Source organism: Bradyrhizobium sp. USDA 4341, assembly GCF_054063755.1.
The window spans coordinates 9313494-9330340 of the sequence record NZ_JBSSGO010000002.1 but is presented as its reverse complement, the minus strand read 5'-3'; the positions used below and the strand labels follow the sequence as shown (position 1 = coordinate 9330340).

At 59.6% G+C, this 16847-nt stretch carries 13 protein-coding genes and 2 pseudogenes; 6 read left to right on the top strand and 9 right to left on the bottom strand.

Annotation, left to right across the window (positions count from 1 at the left end; genetic code table 11):
* Nucleotides 1–6 precede the first annotated feature (6 nt).
* Complete coding sequence (locus ACVIGB_RS49180) at nucleotides 7–957, bottom strand: PDR/VanB family oxidoreductase (protein ID WP_456723815.1); 951 nt, start codon at nucleotides 955–957, stop codon at nucleotides 7–9.
* 712 nt (nucleotides 958–1669) lie between these two features.
* Here ACVIGB_RS49180 and ACVIGB_RS49175 point away from each other — a divergent pair.
* Nucleotides 1670–1903, top strand: coding sequence for a hypothetical protein (locus ACVIGB_RS49175; protein WP_092125505.1), 234 nt, complete (start codon nucleotides 1670–1672; stop codon nucleotides 1901–1903).
* Between the two features lie 86 nt (nucleotides 1904–1989).
* On the opposite strand, the pseudogene ACVIGB_RS49170 reads toward ACVIGB_RS49175, so the two are convergent.
* Nucleotides 1990–2906 (bottom strand): annotated as a pseudogene (locus ACVIGB_RS49170) (formylglycine-generating enzyme family protein).
* A gap of 511 nt (nucleotides 2907–3417) precedes the next feature.
* Here ACVIGB_RS49170 and ACVIGB_RS49165 point away from each other — a divergent pair.
* Together ACVIGB_RS49165 and ACVIGB_RS49160 are read left to right on the top strand one after the other, a co-directional pair.
* Complete coding sequence (locus ACVIGB_RS49165) at nucleotides 3418–3837, top strand: hypothetical protein (RefSeq protein WP_456723816.1); 420 nt, start codon at nucleotides 3418–3420, stop codon at nucleotides 3835–3837.
* Between the two features lie 162 nt (nucleotides 3838–3999).
* A pseudogene (locus ACVIGB_RS49160) lies at nucleotides 4000–4095 on the top strand (IS5/IS1182 family transposase); the annotation flags it as partial.
* A gap of 79 nt (nucleotides 4096–4174) precedes the next feature.
* Here the strand turns inward: ACVIGB_RS49160 and ACVIGB_RS49155 are convergent.
* The 4 genes from ACVIGB_RS49155 to ACVIGB_RS49140 form a co-directional block, all read right to left on the bottom strand.
* On the bottom strand, nucleotides 4175–5347 hold the full coding sequence (locus ACVIGB_RS49155; RefSeq protein WP_456723817.1) for an acyl-CoA dehydrogenase family protein: 1173 nt from the start codon (nucleotides 5345–5347) through the stop codon (nucleotides 4175–4177).
* An 84-nt stretch (nucleotides 5348–5431) separates the two neighbouring features.
* Nucleotides 5432–7408 (bottom strand): non-ribosomal peptide synthetase, encoded by a 1977-nt coding sequence (locus tag ACVIGB_RS49150; RefSeq protein ID WP_456723818.1) that lies wholly within the window; start codon nucleotides 7406–7408, stop codon nucleotides 5432–5434.
* 41 nt (nucleotides 7409–7449) lie between these two features.
* Nucleotides 7450–8451, bottom strand: a complete 1002-nt coding sequence (locus ACVIGB_RS49145; RefSeq protein ID WP_456723819.1) for a thioesterase domain-containing protein — start codon at nucleotides 8449–8451, stop codon at nucleotides 7450–7452.
* Nucleotides 8452–8596: 145 nt separating this feature from the next.
* Nucleotides 8597–9166, bottom strand: coding sequence for a 4'-phosphopantetheinyl transferase family protein (locus ACVIGB_RS49140; protein ID WP_456723820.1), 570 nt, complete (start codon nucleotides 9164–9166; stop codon nucleotides 8597–8599).
* On the opposite strand from ACVIGB_RS49140, the gene ACVIGB_RS49135 reads away from it, so the two are divergent.
* Nucleotides 9149–9559: a hypothetical protein gene (locus tag ACVIGB_RS49135; protein ID WP_456723821.1), complete on the top strand. Its 411-nt coding sequence runs from the start codon at nucleotides 9149–9151 to the stop codon at nucleotides 9557–9559. The two genes, ACVIGB_RS49140 and ACVIGB_RS49135, sit on opposite strands and share 18 nt — an antisense overlap.
* 363 nt (nucleotides 9560–9922) lie before the next feature.
* Here ACVIGB_RS49135 and ACVIGB_RS49130 read toward each other — a convergent pair whose 3' ends face one another.
* Nucleotides 9923–10576: a LuxR C-terminal-related transcriptional regulator gene (locus ACVIGB_RS49130; RefSeq protein WP_456723822.1), complete on the bottom strand. Its 654-nt coding sequence runs from the start codon at nucleotides 10574–10576 to the stop codon at nucleotides 9923–9925.
* A gap of 459 nt (nucleotides 10577–11035) precedes the next feature.
* Here ACVIGB_RS49130 and ACVIGB_RS49125 point away from each other — a divergent pair, with 459 nt between their 5' ends.
* Together ACVIGB_RS49125 and galE are read left to right on the top strand one after the other, a co-directional pair.
* Complete coding sequence (locus ACVIGB_RS49125; RefSeq protein ID WP_456723823.1) at nucleotides 11036–11956, top strand: LuxR C-terminal-related transcriptional regulator; 921 nt, start codon at nucleotides 11036–11038, stop codon at nucleotides 11954–11956.
* A gap of 296 nt (nucleotides 11957–12252) precedes the next feature.
* Nucleotides 12253–13263: a UDP-glucose 4-epimerase GalE gene (gene galE / locus ACVIGB_RS49120; protein ID WP_456723824.1), complete on the top strand. Its 1011-nt coding sequence runs from the start codon at nucleotides 12253–12255 to the stop codon at nucleotides 13261–13263.
* Nucleotides 13264–14006: 743 nt separating this feature from the next.
* Here galE and ACVIGB_RS49115 read toward each other — a convergent pair.
* Together ACVIGB_RS49115 and ACVIGB_RS49110 are read right to left on the bottom strand one after the other, a co-directional pair.
* The gene (locus ACVIGB_RS49115) at nucleotides 14007–14186 is read right to left on the bottom strand and encodes a hypothetical protein (RefSeq protein ID WP_171948146.1); all 180 of its coding nucleotides are present in this window, start codon (nucleotides 14184–14186) and stop codon (nucleotides 14007–14009) included.
* Between the two features lie 525 nt (nucleotides 14187–14711).
* Nucleotides 14712–15944 (bottom strand): heparin lyase I family protein, encoded by a 1233-nt coding sequence (locus ACVIGB_RS49110; RefSeq protein ID WP_456723825.1) that lies wholly within the window; start codon nucleotides 15942–15944, stop codon nucleotides 14712–14714.
* Between the last annotated feature and the right edge of the window lie 903 nt (nucleotides 15945–16847).

Here is a 16847-nt window from a genome sequence, read left to right as displayed (position 1 = left end):
CTCCTCTCAGAGATCCAACACCAGCCGGTCCGACTTCGCACGCGACACGCAGATCTGCATGACCTTGTTGGACGCCTTCTCGTCGTCGCTGAGAATGACGTCGCGATGATCGGGCACGCCGGCGATCACGCCGCACTGGCAGATGCCGCAATCGCCCCGCCGGCAATCATAGAGTACGTCGAGCCCCGCCGCTTCCAGCGCCTCGATGATGCTCTGATCGGTCGCGACCGTGATGACCTGCCCGGTCGACTTGACCTCGACCTCGAACGGTTGGTTCGGGGAGCTGGCCGGCCCCGCGTTGAACAGCTCGAAATGGATGCGGCCTGCCGGGATGCCCCTGGCGAGCGCCGTTGCCTTCACCGCGTCGATCATGCCGGCAGGCCCACAGACATAGACGTGGGCATCTGCGGGCGCCTCGCCAAGCGCTGCCGCGATATCGAGGCGGGACGCATCGCTGTCGTGGTGGACCGTCAGGCCGTCCGAACAGATCGCCTGCAACTGCGGCAGGAACGCCAGCAGCCCCGGCAATCGTCCGGCATAGTGCAGGCGAAACCAGGTTCCCTGCGCCTTCAGCACCGCCGCCATGGACAGGATCGGCGTAACCCCGATGCCGCCGGCAAACAGCAACGCCGGCGCGGCGCCCTCATGAAGACCGAAATTGTTGACCGGCGCGGTCGCGCTGACGACGTCGCCGACCTGAAGGGCATGCATGAACTGCGAGCCGCCGGTCGACGTCTCCTCGCGCAGCACCCCCAGCGCAACAGCGCCTTCAGGCAGGTCCGGCAATGCCATCAGGGAGTACGGCCGGTCTCCTCCGCCCGGCAGCAACACGCGAATGTGCGCGCCCGCCTGCCACTCCGGCACGGCACCGCCCTCCACACCGAACACGACGCTGCGAATGACCGGCGTCTCCGCAACGATCGACTGCACTCTGAGCTTGAGCGGATGCGCGTCCATTCGGGCATCTCATATTATATGAATTTGCATATTTTTATACATGTAATAATTGCCTGTCAATCGTGAGTATCGGCGGTTGCGGCTCCCGGTCCTGCCGCGGCGTCGCGCGGCTTGAACGCGTGATCCGCGACGGGCGCGACGCCGGCGACCGAACATTCCCACCGCCGTCGGCAAAACCGAGCGAGTTAGAGATCATCGAGGCCGAGGCCGACATCGTGCATCGCGTTTTCGCCAAGTGCATCGCCGGCAAGACACCTCGCAACATCGCGATCGACCTTGCGTGCCGGCGCCTCGCGGCTCGTCCTGGACGGCCATCGACCTTGTGGTTTGGAGAATGACGGAGCTGGACGCGCAAATCCGGGAGGGACGCCGCTTCTGCTTTTCCGACCAACAGGCGACGAAGGAATGCTGAAATTCATTGCCTTAGCGGGCCAACAGTCCGGGCCCTTCAGCCAGAACCGAGGCAGCGCTCGGACCATCCGCGCGGCAGTACGAAAAGAAAGCCATCAGCGCGGAGGCCGAAGTCAATCATGCCTCATGTCGTCCCGGGCAGCCTGAAAACCTGATGCTCAGAAGAATTACTTAGAAAGACCCTAGGGACACTTTGAACGGAAGCCGTATTTTCCTCCCTTATCCGTGAACCCGGCCACCGACTCGCTTAGGTTGGCAGAGCCCTGTTTTCGCACCTGGACCCAATCTCGGAGGTCGCCACATGACGCAAAATCACGTCTGGTACGTCTCCTTCGTTGATGAACGCGACGCTCCACCCGAAAGGCATGCGCGAAGGACTACGACCTTCAAATCCGAGCAGGAGGCAAAGCAGTTCACCAGGACGCTGGCGCAGGACCGGCGTGTCAAGAGCCTTTCGGCCGGAACGATCAACCCGCACCAGCCAAAACGCGTCGTCGGATCCAGAGAAATCGGCCAGTGGCTCGGCGACACTTAGGGCGCGTACTCATGAATTTCGTCGATGTCCGCTTCGGACTCTGGCAAACCCCGCCTTGGATCAAACCAAAGCGCGGAACCGCAAATTTAACGTGGAGACTGCAGACATCGACGAAGCATCAGTGTCCGCATGTCCACGATGGCCTCAAACGGCGTTGTCGGAGATGTGATCCGCCGATAGCGGCGGCAGTAGTTCGGCGCGCGCAAATGCGAACCGCCCTTGATGACTTTGCGGGGATTTGCGGGTGGCAGGGGTCGTAGCCGCCAGCCTCCAGCCCGCCGCGCGGGTCTTCCGGAATGCAGCACGCTTTCGGTGCGTCGCCGGGGTGCCCGGTTGAATACCAGTCGGCCGTCCATTCCCAGACATTGCCGATCATGTCGAAAGGGCCAAAACCATTCGGGGCAAACGCGTCGACCGGAGACGTGCACGCGTAACCGTAGCTCGCGAGATTTCTCATGCGGGAATTCGCCCTGCCAGATATTGGCCATATGGCGGCCGGCCGGCGTCAGCGCATCTCCCCTCGCAAACTCCGCCCGATCGACGCTGCCGCGCGCCGCGTACTCCCACTTGGCCTCGGTCGGCAGTTCTTTGCCGGCCCATGCCGCATATTTTTCAGCGTCGCGGCACGCGATATAGACGACCGGATGGTCATCGAGGCCACGGATCGAACTGCCCTTGCCGTACGGGCGACGCCAGTTGGCGCCGAACGTGAAACTCCACCAATTCGCGAGATTCCTGGGATCGACGGGATGATCAGGCGGGCTGAAGACGAATGAACCCGCCTTGAGCATGTGCGGCAGCGCTCCCGGATAATCTTTCGGATCAGGTGCAATCTCGGCAAAGGTGACGTGGCCGGTCGCCTCGACAAACTCGCGAAACTGCCGGTGGTCACCGGCGTACGATCGATCCAAAAGCCGTCGACAGAGACGCTATGAACCGGCGCCTCTTCCGGATAATGCCCGTCCAATCCCATGCGGAACGTGCCGCCGGGAATCAGTAGCATGGTGCCGTGCTGCAGGTCAGCAACCGACAAAGACCTCGTTTCGGCGAGACTAAAGACCTCGTTTCGGCGAGACTCATGAGGCGTTCGATCGTGTTCAGATCGCGCAGCATTTTTCTCTCCCTGGCCGGAGCACCGCGAAGTCTTGCTGTCGATCAATTTCCACACCGGCGCCCTCGAGAGAGCCGGTAGGCAATTGAGCGTCGAATAGATTTTGAGCGATTTGAAATTATCGTCCGAAAGACATCAGCGGCTCGAACGATTGTCTGCTAGGAATACTGCACCCGATATGATACGGGGGGCAAGCGCGATTATCTTCGCGATTGCGCAATGCGATAATGCTCTGACGGTACGTCAATCGGGCCAGGCGAATGCCGGTCGTAGTTGTCACGATCCGGCTCTTCGCATCGAGACAAGATCAGTCTCCTGGAAAGTATATATCGTCATTCGACCGCTGGCACTTTCGGCATGCCGGAGACCGATGCGGCCATGGCGTCCATTGAAGGAGCTGAATATGTTCAACCTGAGCCGATCGACCGCGTTGTGCGCCTTTCTGGCTTGCGGCGCGCTTCTTCTGCCTTCGCACGCGCAGGCCTTCGATTTGAACGGCGCTTGGGCGACGAGCGCCGACCAGTGCGGCAAGGTTTTCATCAAGAAAGGTGATCAAATCAATTTTGCGCAGTACTCCGAAGAATTCGGTGGCGGCTTTGTCGCGGCCGGAAACGAAATCAAAACGAAGGCCGCCCGATGCGCGGTCAAGTCGCGGACAGAGACGGGTGACACTATCGATCTTCATGCCGCGTGCGCTTCGGAAATCATGGCATCGAGCATTCATCTCCGAATAAAAATCCTCGATGACAACAGTCTGTCCCGTGTTTTCCAGGATCCGGATCTCCAAGGAATGGAAATGAGTTTCTACCGTTGTTCCATGTAGAGCTTCAATTTCCGCCTTGGTCCATTTTCGACGGCTTCAGCGGAGATTGTCCGCTGGCTGATGTCCGCTTCTGCCCGGCAAACGTCCAACCGGAGCGTGGCGTGAGCGTTGCTTCTGGCCAGCCTCCCTATGATTCAAGCTTCCAAACTGGGGGCTCGAATCATGCACTACGAACTCGCCGATCATGTATGGATCGCCATCAAGCCCATGCTGCCGAACAAGTCCCGTGGCGTCCCTCGGGCTAACGACCGCCGTATTACGGTCAGTGCGAATGTTGCCGAGGATTTATCGCTTCAGCATCGAGAACGTCTAGATATGTCACTCATCCGCATCAGGCTCACGACATTGACGCGACCACGTCCAGCATCACCTCCGTCGCGCCGCCGGCAATGGAGAGGACGCGGGCGTCGCGCGATATGCGCTCAATCGGGCTCTCCCGCATGACGCCCATGGCGCCGTGAAACTGCACGCACGCATACACCACCTCGTTGACGAGTTCGCCGCAGATGGCTTTCAACATCGAGATCTCGCGCAGGCAATCATCGTCCGCCGCCATGCGCCAAGCGGTGGCATAGAGAAACGCGCGGCTTGCCTCCACCCTCGCAGTAAGCATCGCAAGACGCTGACGGATCGCCTGCATGTCCCAAAGGACGCCTCCGAATGCGCGGCGAGTTTTCACGTAAGTGAGGGTCATATCGATCGCCGCCTCGGCCATCCCGACAGCCATGGCGGCGAGGACAAGGCGCTCGTTCTGCAAGTTACGCATGATGGAGTAGAAGCCTTGTCCCTCCGCACCGAGCACGTTCTCGGCAGGAATGCGGCAACCGTCGAAGACGAGCTCGGCCGTATCGGAGGAGCGCCAGCCGAGCTTGTCCAGCTCGCGAGCGACGTTGAAGCCCGGCGTGCCCTTCTCGACGAGGAACATCGTGATCCCGTTGCTCCCTGCCGCGAGATCAGTCTTGGCCGCAACACAGTAGAGATCCGCGCAGACGCCGTTAGTGATGTACAGTTTCGTACCATCGAGCACGTAGGAGTCGCCGTCTCGGCGCGCGCGCGTGCGGATGGCCTTCACGTCCGAGCCCGCATCCGGCTCAGTGATGGCGATCGCAGTGATCACCTCGCCGCTCACAATGCCCGGCATCCAGCGCGCCCGTTGGGATTTGGTCCCGTCGTGAAAGACATAACTGGAAGCCATCTCGGCATGGACCAGCATTGCATCCGCGGCGCCGCCATAGGTCGAGCGCCCGAGTTCCTCTGCGAAGACCGTCGATGCGACCGCGTCCATCTCGGCACCACCGTACTCGGCCGGATAGCGGATGCCGAAGAAGCCAAGTTCGCCCATGCGACGCAGGACCGGACGCGGAACGCCGCCCTCCTCTTCCCAGCGATCTGCACAGGGCTTGATTTCCTCCTCGACAAAGCGGCGGACCTGGTCCCGTAAGAGCTCATATTCCGCCGCCGCCCAAGGCAGCTCCGGTCCTTGCGCCGATACCCAAGCTTTGTCCATCATCTTCGTCCGCTCCGCTATGAGCCCAACGCTCGAGGTCCGGACCGTGTCGGCGCCCTTGCAATCACTTGCGGCCCTTCCGATCGACTAGAGTTCGATTTCCTCTCGTGGTCCGCCCGAGAGTGAAGCAGCTCTGGAATCGGCTACCCAGCGCATCCCGTCGATCACTTCCGCCAGTTCGGCCAAGGTCGGGCGCTCGAACAGGTTGCGAAGCTGCACGTCGACGCCGAAGATCTTTCGCATGCGCGCCACCGCTCTCACGACCAGGAGCGACTCCCCGCCCAGGTCGAAGAAGTTGTCGTACCGTCCGATCGACTTGACCTTGAGGAGATTGCACCACAGGGCAGCCAAGGTCTTCTCGGTCTCTGTTGACGGGGCGACGAACTCGTGCGCCGGCTGAATGCTATCCGCCGTCGGCTCGGGAAGCGAGGAGCGGTCGATCTTGCCGTTGGACGTGAGCGGCATCCGTTCGAGGCAGACATAGTGCGCCGGAATCATGGACTCCAGGAGTTCTTCGGCGAGGTGGGCGCGTAGCTCCGCCACGGTCAGAGGTTTCGAGGAGACATAGTAGGCTACAAGTCGCGTGATTGCGCCTTCCTCAGCATTTCCCACTGGAGTGGGAATGGCAACGACCGCGCATTCCTGAACGTGGGGCTGCTTGAGAAGCCGCGCTTCGATCTCACCCAGCTCGATACGCGTGCCACCAACCTTCACCTGATGATCCGAGCGGCCGAGAAATTCCAAGCGCCCTTCCGAGCTCCAGCGGGCAAGATCGCCGGTCTTGTACAGCCGCAGCCTCGAAAAGCCATCTCGAGGATCTGTCGCCGTGCGGAAACGCTCCTCGGTCAGGTCGGGGCGATTAAAATAACCTCTCGCGAGACCATCGCCTGCGATGAACATCTCGCCGATGACGTTGGGGCCGGTCGGCTGATATTCCTTGCTGAGGACGTAAATTCCCGCATTAGCGGCCGGAACGCCAATCGGCACCGATGCAGAGCGATCCTGCTCTACGTCAAACCGATGAATCATGCAGCCCACCGTGGCTTCGGTTGGTCCGTACTCGTTGTAGATCTCGACAGGATGAGGGATGGCTTTCGTGATGTCGCGAGCCAACTCGGTCTTGAAGTCCTCCCCGCCTACAATGAACTTGCGCAATCTCGTGGCCTCAAGATTGCGGTCGCGGATCATCGCGAGATGCGCCGGTGTCAGCTTCATGATATCGACGGCATTGTCGTCGACCACCTTGAGCACGACCATGTTCTTCACCCCCGGATCACCAAGATAGACCACGATCCGGCCGCCCGTGATGAGTGGCGCGAAGAGCGTTGTGACGGTCAGGTCGAACGCAAGAGACGAGAAGAGTGGCCATGCGAGCGGCTGGCCGGAACTGTACACCCGCGCGGCCCACCAGATGTAGTTCACGAGGCTGCGATGCTCGATCTCGACGCCCTTGGGAGTGCCGGTCGAGCCTGAAGTGAAGATGATGTAGGCGACGCCGTCCGACTTGGCGGCGGACGGCCGGGCCGAGGCTGGCTGATCCAGAATCGAGCCGAAATCGGCATCGAGCACGAAAATGTCGGCAAGCTCCGGCGGGATGGCGGATTGCAGACGCGCCTGAGTGATCGCCACCGGCGTTTGCCCACCGGTCCCGTTGGAAATGTCTTTCAGGATTGTAGCAATGCGTCCTTTCGGCGTCGCCGCATCAAGCGGCACGTAGGTTGCGCCTGCCTTGAGGACGCCCAGGATCGCGACGACGACTTCGATGGAGTGTTCCATGAAGACAACGATGATCCGACCCGGCCCCACGCCCTGTGAGCCCAGATGCGCAGCCATCTGGTTGGAGCGTTCGTCGAGCTGCCGGTATGTCAGCATTGCATCGCCAAAGCGGATCGCTTCAGCATCAGGACTGAGCGTCACTTGATCATGAAAGAGATCGATGATTGTCCTGTCCGATGGGTAACGCGCCGACGTGGCGTTGTAATCGACGACGAGCGCCCGATGATCGGCATCTTGCAGCGGAGGAAGCGCCACGCTCTCCGCCACGATAGGCAGGACCTCATTCATGAAATGCGCTCCCATCCGGCAAGTTTGAAAATCGGATCACGTCAATCTCTAAGCTTCTGAGTTGCCCGGCGATAAAGCTCTGCGACGGCAGGTGCGTCAGGCTCTTCCAGCATGGAGACTTCGTCGCAGTCCTCGGGGCCGAAATAAAATTCGGCATCGGGCGCCACGAGCCGCCATCGATGAGGTGCTGCGCCCGATCGCAGCCAGGCCTTGTTCGGAAGGAATATGCACACGCGGCCTGAGTACGGAGTCGGAGTGTACCGCCGAAATGCCGCCATCGCCGTGGATTTGAGCAGAGCTCTGCTGGCTAGCACCGGATCTGTCGTGACAGGCTCCTCGCGAACGAGGGGCATGAAGGCGCGCTCGCGAAGGCGACTGCCGAAATATCGGAGACGAGCGCCAAATGTCGGCAACTTCGCCATCGATCTCCGGACCGATCGGATCGTCCCCCAGGCAGAGAAGTACAGCAGACGCAGCAATTCCTGATGGGTGGCGGGGTGAAGAGGACCAAAGAGGGCGACGCACGGAACCACCGCCCCGCGTTTTTCGAGGATTTTGGCCAGTTCGAAGGCTGTGGGACCGCCGGAGCAGTATCCAGCGATGATGTACGGACCGACCGGCTGATACTGAACGATCTGGCCAGCGAAGTACTCGGCGATATCTTCGACGCGGTCCATCGGCTCGCTCTGTCCGTCGAAGCCAGGCGGTTGAAGTGCATAGAACGGTTGATCGCCACCCAGGTGCTTCGACAGGTCCGAGAATGAGAACGGTGCTCCGACATGCCCCGGTACGGCGTAAATGGGCGTGCGCGTTCCGCGCGACTGCAGGGGAATGATTGCAGGCTGCTGCGTGGACGCTGCCGTGGCCATATTCAGAAAGGCGATGATCTCACCCTTTCGCCCCTGCAATTGATCGCGAAGCTCGGCCGTCATCGCGCCGGCCGGTGCGCTGCACCGGAGCCGATCGCCCTCGACCCAGACCTTGATGTCCTTGACCGCGAGGTCTGCGAGCAGTTCCGAAAACTGCGTCACCTGCGCTTGCATAGGCTATTCCCGTATTCTCGACTGCGACCGCGAGGTATCTCGAACAAGCGCGGCTTGGAATGAACTTGCGTGCCTTTCCAACAAGTGGGCTGGGCTCCCCGGTAGTGAATGATTACATCGCGGAAGGTCCAGTCCGGACGACCATTCATTTCCGAACAACCACGCTCCCGAGATACCCCGTTTTAGGTACGAAACTTCGGACAACCCAATCCTGTTCATCCCAAGAGCTGGGGTATCCCAAGCCGCATCCCAGGCCCTTGGAAATGGCCTCCAGCCGGGTCCAACGCCGGAAGAAGCCTTCCAGCTGGTCGTCCGGACCGAGGGCGGCATAAGACTCGTAGTCGGAGGCGGAAAAGCACAGCGCGGCGATCTCGTCCGCTTCGGGCACGGGGAGAACTGCCTCGATGTCCACTCCGACCTCTTGCCCGGTCGAGAGCGCGATGACTGCCACATCTCCGGATCGAGAGACGCTGAAGCGCAAATTGCGAGAAGGCATGCGGTGCGAGAGCTGGGGTTTACCCAGCTGTCCATATTCCAGTTCGACATCGGACGGCGAGATTCCGAGTCTGGAAGCGAGGATCTGGCGCAACTGTCCACGGCAAGCAGTAAAGCGGCGGCGGTCCCGCTCCGACTTCAACCCTTCAGCGCGCCTACCCTCCGCCTCGCTGAGGAAGGCGCCTATCCCGCGAATGATGTCGTGCTTCACATCGAGCATGCATGCGAGAACCTCCAAGCCATCACCCTCGAGAACCGGCACGATGATCCCGGCCCTCAGCTCAACTCCTTTATCAAGGAGGCTCGAAACGGACGCTGCCGGCTCGACAAGAGTCTGACTGACGTCGAATTCGGCGGGCTGCAACAATCGCGGCCCCGAGCGGGCCAAGGCAACATGAAGAATCCGGCTCGAAGCCAACGCGCCACGACCATCGGCCCCGCCCGCGCCGGAAAGTCGGGTAAGGTCGAGCTCAGGCCGGTCAAGCGTCATACGTGGATTCCGATCGCAGGAGCGCTCGTGCGCACCGGAGCATTCTTTCTGGAGCGGCAGCTCCCGTTCACGCGGATTTCTTCGATTGAACAATCACGTAAGCGCAAAAACAAGGAGCCCTGATGGATATTTAGATGTATGGATGGGCTACATCAAAAGACCTAGGCCCCTGACGTTCGTACGCTTGGCTTCCTGCCCTAATTGTCGCGCCGACGGAGTTCGCGCGCTGTCTCGATGAATGTCTGTCTTGGGCTGGTCACTGCGGAAAGACTCTCTCGATCCCGACGTGGCCCATTTGGGGCATGCCCCAGGACAAAGCGTGCCCGCGACGGAGCAGTTCCGATGCGATGGACGTTGAATGGCGCCATCGACAGTCAAGCGCGGACTCATGCGGCGAAACGGTGCTTCCCGTCACCGCTCATCCAATACCCTGCGCACCCGAGCGCCAAGTCGGTTGATATCGTCCTAAGTCAAAACGCCTGCGTGCTAATCGGAAGGCAAGCCGCTTTGCCCTGCGTATGAGACCGCGAGCGTAGCAAGAGCTGTCCTGTTGCCGATCTCGAGCTTGCGAAAGATGTGGTGGAGATGAACCTTGATGGTGCCGTCAGTTACCTTCAAACGACGGCCAATCTCCTTGTTTGACAATCCCTCCGATACCAGACGCATGATCTGACGCTCCCGGTCCGTCAGCACGGCAAGATGCTTCTCCAAAATCGCGGACTGCCCGGAAGAGATAGCGACCTCGCTCGAAGGCGCAGGCAGCATCCTGTGGCCGTCTGCGACTTGCCGCAATGTCTGGAGAAGAGTTTCGGGCTCCTCGTCGTTCAGGATAACACCAAAGGCGCCCACTTCCGCCAACATGGTGAGGTCGCGATCCTCAACGGAGGTTGCGAGGAACACGAGCCGAACAGCAGGAGTCCGGTAATTTGCGATATCGAGCAATGCCTGCCCAAAAATGTCAGGCATCGATATGTCCAAAATGGCGATATCGGGCACGAGAGCGCGAATTGCATTCAAACAACTCGCGCTATCGCTGCATCGAGCAGCAACCCTGAAATCACGTTCTGCTTCCAGCAGACAGTTCAGACCCAGTAAAACAACGGGATATCTGCTAGCAATGACCACACGACTGAAATGCATTTTCGGCCAATCCTCAGTCCCCCCAGTTCAAATCGGCACCCCAATATCCTCCCAAGCTACTTCAATTTGAGGCATTCAAGTCAAATTTTCTCATCGCGGCTAGGCCGAATTCCGGCAGTCTTACAATCTTAAATAGCATCGTAGTATCGACGCCGCCCTAAGCGAGCGTTGTTCGACAAATCTCCGTCAAAACACGGGCGTGATATTACGGGCGACATCCCAAGGAATGTCTATAACCAACGGTATATAGGGATATTGGGGATTAGCATCTAATGTTAGTAAATCTTTTGACGCATGCTTAGGGCTTTTTTCGCCCCAAATTCCTGCCCAAGCGACCGGAATTTGAAGAAGCAGTTTTCAATGCGTCGCTGTTTTGGCTTGGCAAGCCATCCAAGAAACGAGTCGGGTTAAACCGATGAGCCTGTTGCATATTTTTTTTGTAGCGTCCAGGAGAGTTCCATGAGACGACAATATTCTTTTTCTATTGTGCTTGGTGGTGAAAGCAGTCTTCGGAAAGAAGGTCTCGCCAGAATTCTAAACTCCGAAAATTTTCAAGTCTTTCCTTCAATTTCCGATGCAGACGATTTGTCTGGCAAGGTCAATGTCGGGAGCGTTTCAGTGTGTCCGGCACTGTTCCTGGTCGTTCACAGTGGCGACGATTTCGGCCCTACGATCGAGCAGATCGAGTGTTTCAAGCGCCGTCACGCGGATGGACGCATTGCTGTCGTCGCAGATCACTATCGACTGAGCGAGTTGACTGCTGCGATCCGAGCCGGCGTCACCGGCTATTTCATCGACGTGATGAACTGCGATGCGTTCATCAAGTCCATCGAGCTCGTCATGATGGGCGGAACGGTATTTCCGACCGACTTCTTGACGTCCGCTCTTGATGCCGAAAAGCGTGACGCGGACGGTGTCCCTCCACGCCTCGATTATAGCCATGCCACGGCGAACGCGGATGGTAGGCTCGCACAGCAGCTTTCGCCGCGAGAAATCTCTATTCTCCAGTGTCTGATCGAGGGCGATTCCAACAAGTGCATCGCACGCAAGATCGATATCGCCGAAGCTACGGTGAAGGTTCACATCAAGGCGATCCTCCGCAAGATTCGTGTTCAGAACAGAACACAGGCGGCGATCTGGGGGCTGAACCATCGACCTACAGCTCGGCCATCAAGCGGGACGGCGTACCAGGCCGCTGACGCAACCGAGCGCCTCCTCCCACCGAAGCGAGAACTTCCCAAAATCGCGAGGACAGGCCGGCCCGCGCCGCTCGGTTCAAGTGACCATGCGGTAAACTTCTTCGAAGTGCCTCTTACGAACGGCCACGCCCGCAAGGATATTGGTTCGAAGGCCGACGGGGCGATCCGACTGCGGAAATAGCCGAAACTGGTTCGGCCACCCACCGGGAAGCTTTCGGCCGGATATCTCGAGCTGAAGTCCGTGCCACATCGTTGGATGCGGCACTCATCGATGTGGCGATCGGCACCATTGGTGCCGGCCGCCTTGGTGTCAGCGCAAACGCTTGACGCGGGCGTTGCCAGGACAACTACAAATACAACTACAAATCCCCGGTGATCGTGCGCGTGTCGTCTTGATTTCGGTCTGTCACCGCGGGCTGGAGTCGTCGTCGCGATCTCAGATTTCGCGGGCAGACGCGGAATGGAAATGGAATCAGAATGATCCTGTTGACCGGAGGCGCCGGCTATATCGGGTCCCATATTGCGGTCGCCCTACTCGACTCCGGGCTGGATGTCGTTGCGGTCGACAATCTCTGCAACAGCAATCGCGCATCGCTCGAACGGGTACAGGCCATCTGCGGGCGATCGCTCGTATTCCGGCAGATCGATATCTGCGATGAGGACGCGATTTACGAGATTCTGCGCACTCATGGCGTGACCGCGGTCATTCACCTCGCCGGGCTCAAGGCGGTCGGTGAGTCCGGCACTCAACCCATGACGTATTACCAAAACAACGTCGTGGGGACGATGCGGCTCGTGTCGGCGATGTCGCGTGCCGATGTGAAAACGATGGTCTTTAGTTCGTCCGCGACGGTTTACGGCACGCCCGCATATCTGCCGCTGGACGAGAAACATCCCGTAGGACCAATAAATCCGTATGGTCGCACGAAGTATTTTGTCGAAGAGATCCTAAGGGATCTCTATCGGTCCGACAGCGATTGGCGGATCGCCATCCTGCGCTACTTCAATCCCGTCGGCGCGCACGAAAGCGGGCTTATCGGAGAAGACCCGCTCGGCGTGCCCAACAATTTGTTGCCGCTTGTGGCGCAAGTCGCCATCGGGCGACGTGAGAAGCTGCAGGTTTGGGGAGATGACTACGATACTCCGGATGGCACCGGCATCCGCGACTTCATTCATGTCGTCGATCTTGCATCGGGACATCTGAGCGCCTTGAGCGAGCTGAGACACCCCGGCATTCTGACCGTCAATCTCGGAACGGGAAGCGGCAGCAGCGTCCTGGAGGTGATCAAGACGTTCGAGACCGTGAGTGGCCGGCCAGTTCCGTATGTGATTGACCAACGCAGGAGCGGCGATGTCGCCACCTGTTACGCGGATCCGACGCTCGCTAAAAATCTGCTGGGCTGGACCTCAAGGCGATCACTGACACAGATGTGTACAGATCATTGGCGCTGGCAGATGCAGAACCCGAGTGGCTATCGCGGCAGCTAGATGGCAGCAGCCTCTGGGACCCGAATAGTCGTCACCACGTCCAGTCATCACCAAGTCGCATTCCGCGGGGTCGTCGGCTGCTTCAGAGACCCCCGATCAACCTCCCATGTGCCGTCATCGTCCGTCCTGTCCCTCGATGCCGACCACCGCGGTGTGGTCACTGGCCCTCGCCGGCAATGGCTCGCTGTATGCAGCCTTGCAATCAGCGCCAATCAGCCGCCAGCCATGATCCGAGCCAGCGGCTCGGCCGGATGGTCGGACTGCCCCAACCTCCTCCAGGCGCGGTACAGCGGCCTGACAGGTCGGCCGTGTCGCCTCCAGGCCGCCCGGGGCGAGCAGCGGCCTCGGCGGGCGCCGCCGCTTGGTCCTGCCGAGCGTCCCTCTTCCGGGCCCTCCTGGAAGCCGAGGACAGTTCGGCGTGGTTTGAGGAAACGTTGTCGTCGGTCTTGTCGAGGAACGGCTTATCGTCTCCCTTGCGGAGGCAGCCAATGGCCACAACCAACGTTTCCGGGAGGAATTGTCTGTCCGGTGATAAAATGAGCCAGCGACCGCCGTAGGCGCGGCCATGCCGTTCTCAGGTTGAGCCATAACCTGCCTCGTGATTTAGGCCAGACCTGTCGAGACGCTGGCTCCAGCCCTGATCCACGCCCCAGCCTACGATGACGTGCAAGCTCTCCGCATCGGCGAAGTCAGTCCGGCGTGCCTGGCGCAGCAGATCATGCGCGCGTCGAGGCCAAAATGCCTCATTTTGAATTCCGGCGTGTTTCGATGAGTTCGCAAACGACGCTGCACGACCACGCTGCGCCGGTGAAGCGATTGATGACTATTGCAGTGCTGAGGCCTGAACTCGACACCGAATAGACGCCGCCGCTCAGAAGCCCCGCGATTACGATCGCGAGTGCGATGATAGCCAGCCGATCCACAGTCCTCTCCAGGGATGCTCCAGGTCAGCAGCGAGGTTTGACTGCTTTCGGGAAGTTTTGCTGACCTAATATGCGGTACTCATTTTGGTAATCGAAGATCCGCACCGAAGGACGCCGAACAACGAGGCTGGACGGCTGGGAAACGCGCCTCACTTGCTGCGGGTCGCCGGCAAACATTTTGCTTCAGTATCGCCTCATGGCCTTGCTGTTTCGCCTTGCGAAAAACTGAAGAACGCTTCAGGGACCGCTCGTGCCGGCACGACCACCCCACTCCCGAACATTCGAGCCCGTCGGGACGGGCGGATCGACATCGAGAAGATCAACGACCAATGCTTCACCAGGACCAAGTAACACGGGCCGGACATCGGGCCGGCCTGCGGTACGCAAAAAGATCACGGGCGGCTCGAATACCGCGAGAGCGGGTCTCACATGCGAACCCGTTGGGCCAAGAACGGCCGATTTGCCTGAGGCGCCGCGCAGGAGAACGGGCCTCGCGCAGATAAACCCCGCGCGGCCCGGTAGTCCTTAGCTCTGAGGCTTGGTCAGGAACGAGTTCTGTGTCCAGGCAGGGCCACTCATCGCTACAGCGATCATGCCGCCATTAGCCCCACCCGAGCTACCCGCCAGATACTGGTTCAGCAGCGCATAGCTGTTGCTTGCCTGAGACGCAGCGGCCGTGCCTTGATCTCCCCACCAACTGGTCGTCTGCGGCGCGGCGGTTGCCAGCGTACTGGTGTCAAATCCAAAACGCGTAAGATCCAGGCCTGCCGGGCTTCCAGTGGTTGGGGCGGCCGCTGGCGTCGACCAACCGGACGCCGACGTCGGCGCCATTCCCATGGCTCCCATGGCTCCCATGGCGCCCATGGCGCCTAGAGCGCTGGGGTCGGCCGCTGTAACGGCTGCCGCCGGGGCGGCTATCGCGGCCGCCGGCGAAGTGGTGTCCTGTGCTACAGCCGGCGCGACAATGGTGGTCGGGCTGGTGACCGTAGTTGGGGTCGTGGTCGGTGTGGTTGGCTGTGCCGGAGTTGACGGCGACGTGACGGTCGCCGACGCCCCCGTCAACAGCGTCATGTTTCGGTAATCGACGGCAACGGTCTCGGGCGCCGTCGACCGATAGACTCCGTACTCCCAATTGGTGCCCTGCCCATAACCCAAGGGGCCGCTGTAGTTCACGACCTGTGTGCCGTTGATCGAGACCTTCAAATACCCGCCACCGGTGTTCGAAACGTCTGCCTGTATTTGAATGTTGTTGTACACACCCGCCTGGATTGGGTTGGGGTCGGTCCAGAGCGTGAGCATCTGCACGTTGCCGGCCCCGTTGCTCGGATCCTGGCCCGGCTGGACATATCTCGCGACAACCTGCAGATGATCGCCAACAAGCTGGATCGCAAACGGCGGTGAGGTGCCCACTCCGCTCGCGTTATCATCATTGTGCATTTGGCCGACGATGAACCAGCCATCTGCGGTATTCGCAAATGACCCATTTGGGCCATTTGCCTCCACCATGAACTGATAATTCAAGTTGAGCGGAGTGCCGCCGGGAATGTTGACCGCGGCTGAAACCTCCGAGCGGTCGACAGATGAGCTGTCGTACCAGGCATGATCACCCTGCTGGACTTGGAAGCGCAGAGTTTGTGAGTCAGGATTGGTCAGGCTGTAGCTCGTGCTCGCATCCTGCACTCCGTAGACGTCGCCACCGATCGAAAATCTCGTCATCGGTGTGGACGAAAATGATGTGATTGTCCCGGTCGTATCCAATTCAGGCCTCCGTGGGTCGCAGAGATTCTTCTCTTTTGACGTTTACAAGGGAATTCCACTGCCGCGCATCGCGAAGGCGCGCGACATACCACGTGCTCACAACACCTTGTGCCGCAAGCAGACTTCCGATGTATCGCGGTGACCGCCAACACATATCGTTGCAGTGGGATTGCCCCCCAACTGCGAGACTTGATTGGTTAATTAGGGAGTATGGCAAAAAAAATGAGCTAGCATGGCGACAATGAGAAGCGGCGGCCCATGCCTGCCATTAGGCTAAAATTCCGCGGATATCCGAGAGGCCCGAGCATTTCCCGCGGTGGCCGGTGCCAGCGCTGAAGCAAGCTCAAGAGCGGGATCCACACGCTGCCATGTCGCGGTGGTGTCCCCCTGCCGACGGTCGTACACCAGTAACGCGACTCATCGCAGCGTCGTCGAACTAGCCGGGGCCGAAAATCATATACAGCAGCATCGTGCCCACAACGGCTGTCCAGCCGATCGAAGCGGCAACGGCCCACACCTGTATCGGCATTGGACGGTCCTTTGCAATTCAATGAAGCAAAACGAAGAGGCCGCTGGCGCTGGACAGCGACCTCCTGGACCCGATCTCAAATGAACGTCTTGGAAATAAAATCGCCGCCGAAGGTCCGTCATTATTAGACGATGAATTAGCAACGACGTGAAGCCCAAACACGTCCGATACCCAGCGAAACTATTGAGACGTTGCGAGATCGACACACCATCTGTAACGAACTCCATCGCCCGGGTATCGCAATTCAAAGCAGGCGCGAGTGACGCTTGATTCGGCATGAAAACGACAACTCCCGCGCCGGAATGACTCGCTGGGTCATGGTGCACGCTCTCAACCGCCAGATGCTGTATCAGAACAGAGACATTTCACTGGCT

Coding starts and splice junctions, on each gene's coding strand:
- ACVIGB_RS49180 (WP_456723815.1), bottom strand. CDS start 957: ATGGACGCGCATCCGCTCAAGCTCAGAGTGCAGTCGATCGTTGCGGAG.
- ACVIGB_RS49175 (WP_092125505.1), top strand. CDS start 1,670: ATGACGCAAAATCACGTCTGGTACGTCTCCTTCGTTGATGAACGCGAC.
- ACVIGB_RS49165 (WP_456723816.1), top strand. CDS start 3,418: ATGTTCAACCTGAGCCGATCGACCGCGTTGTGCGCCTTTCTGGCTTGC.
- ACVIGB_RS49155 (WP_456723817.1), bottom strand. CDS start 5,347: ATGATGGACAAAGCTTGGGTATCGGCGCAAGGACCGGAGCTGCCTTGG.
- ACVIGB_RS49150 (WP_456723818.1), bottom strand. CDS start 7,408: ATGAATGAGGTCCTGCCTATCGTGGCGGAGAGCGTGGCGCTTCCTCCG.
- ACVIGB_RS49145 (WP_456723819.1), bottom strand. CDS start 8,451: ATGCAAGCGCAGGTGACGCAGTTTTCGGAACTGCTCGCAGACCTCGCG.
- ACVIGB_RS49140 (WP_456723820.1), bottom strand. CDS start 9,166: ATGCTCGATGTGAAGCACGACATCATTCGCGGGATAGGCGCCTTCCTC.
- ACVIGB_RS49130 (WP_456723822.1), bottom strand. CDS start 10,576: ATGCATTTCAGTCGTGTGGTCATTGCTAGCAGATATCCCGTTGTTTTA.
- ACVIGB_RS49125 (WP_456723823.1), top strand. CDS start 11,036: ATGAGACGACAATATTCTTTTTCTATTGTGCTTGGTGGTGAAAGCAGT.
- galE (WP_456723824.1), top strand. CDS start 12,253: ATGATCCTGTTGACCGGAGGCGCCGGCTATATCGGGTCCCATATTGCG.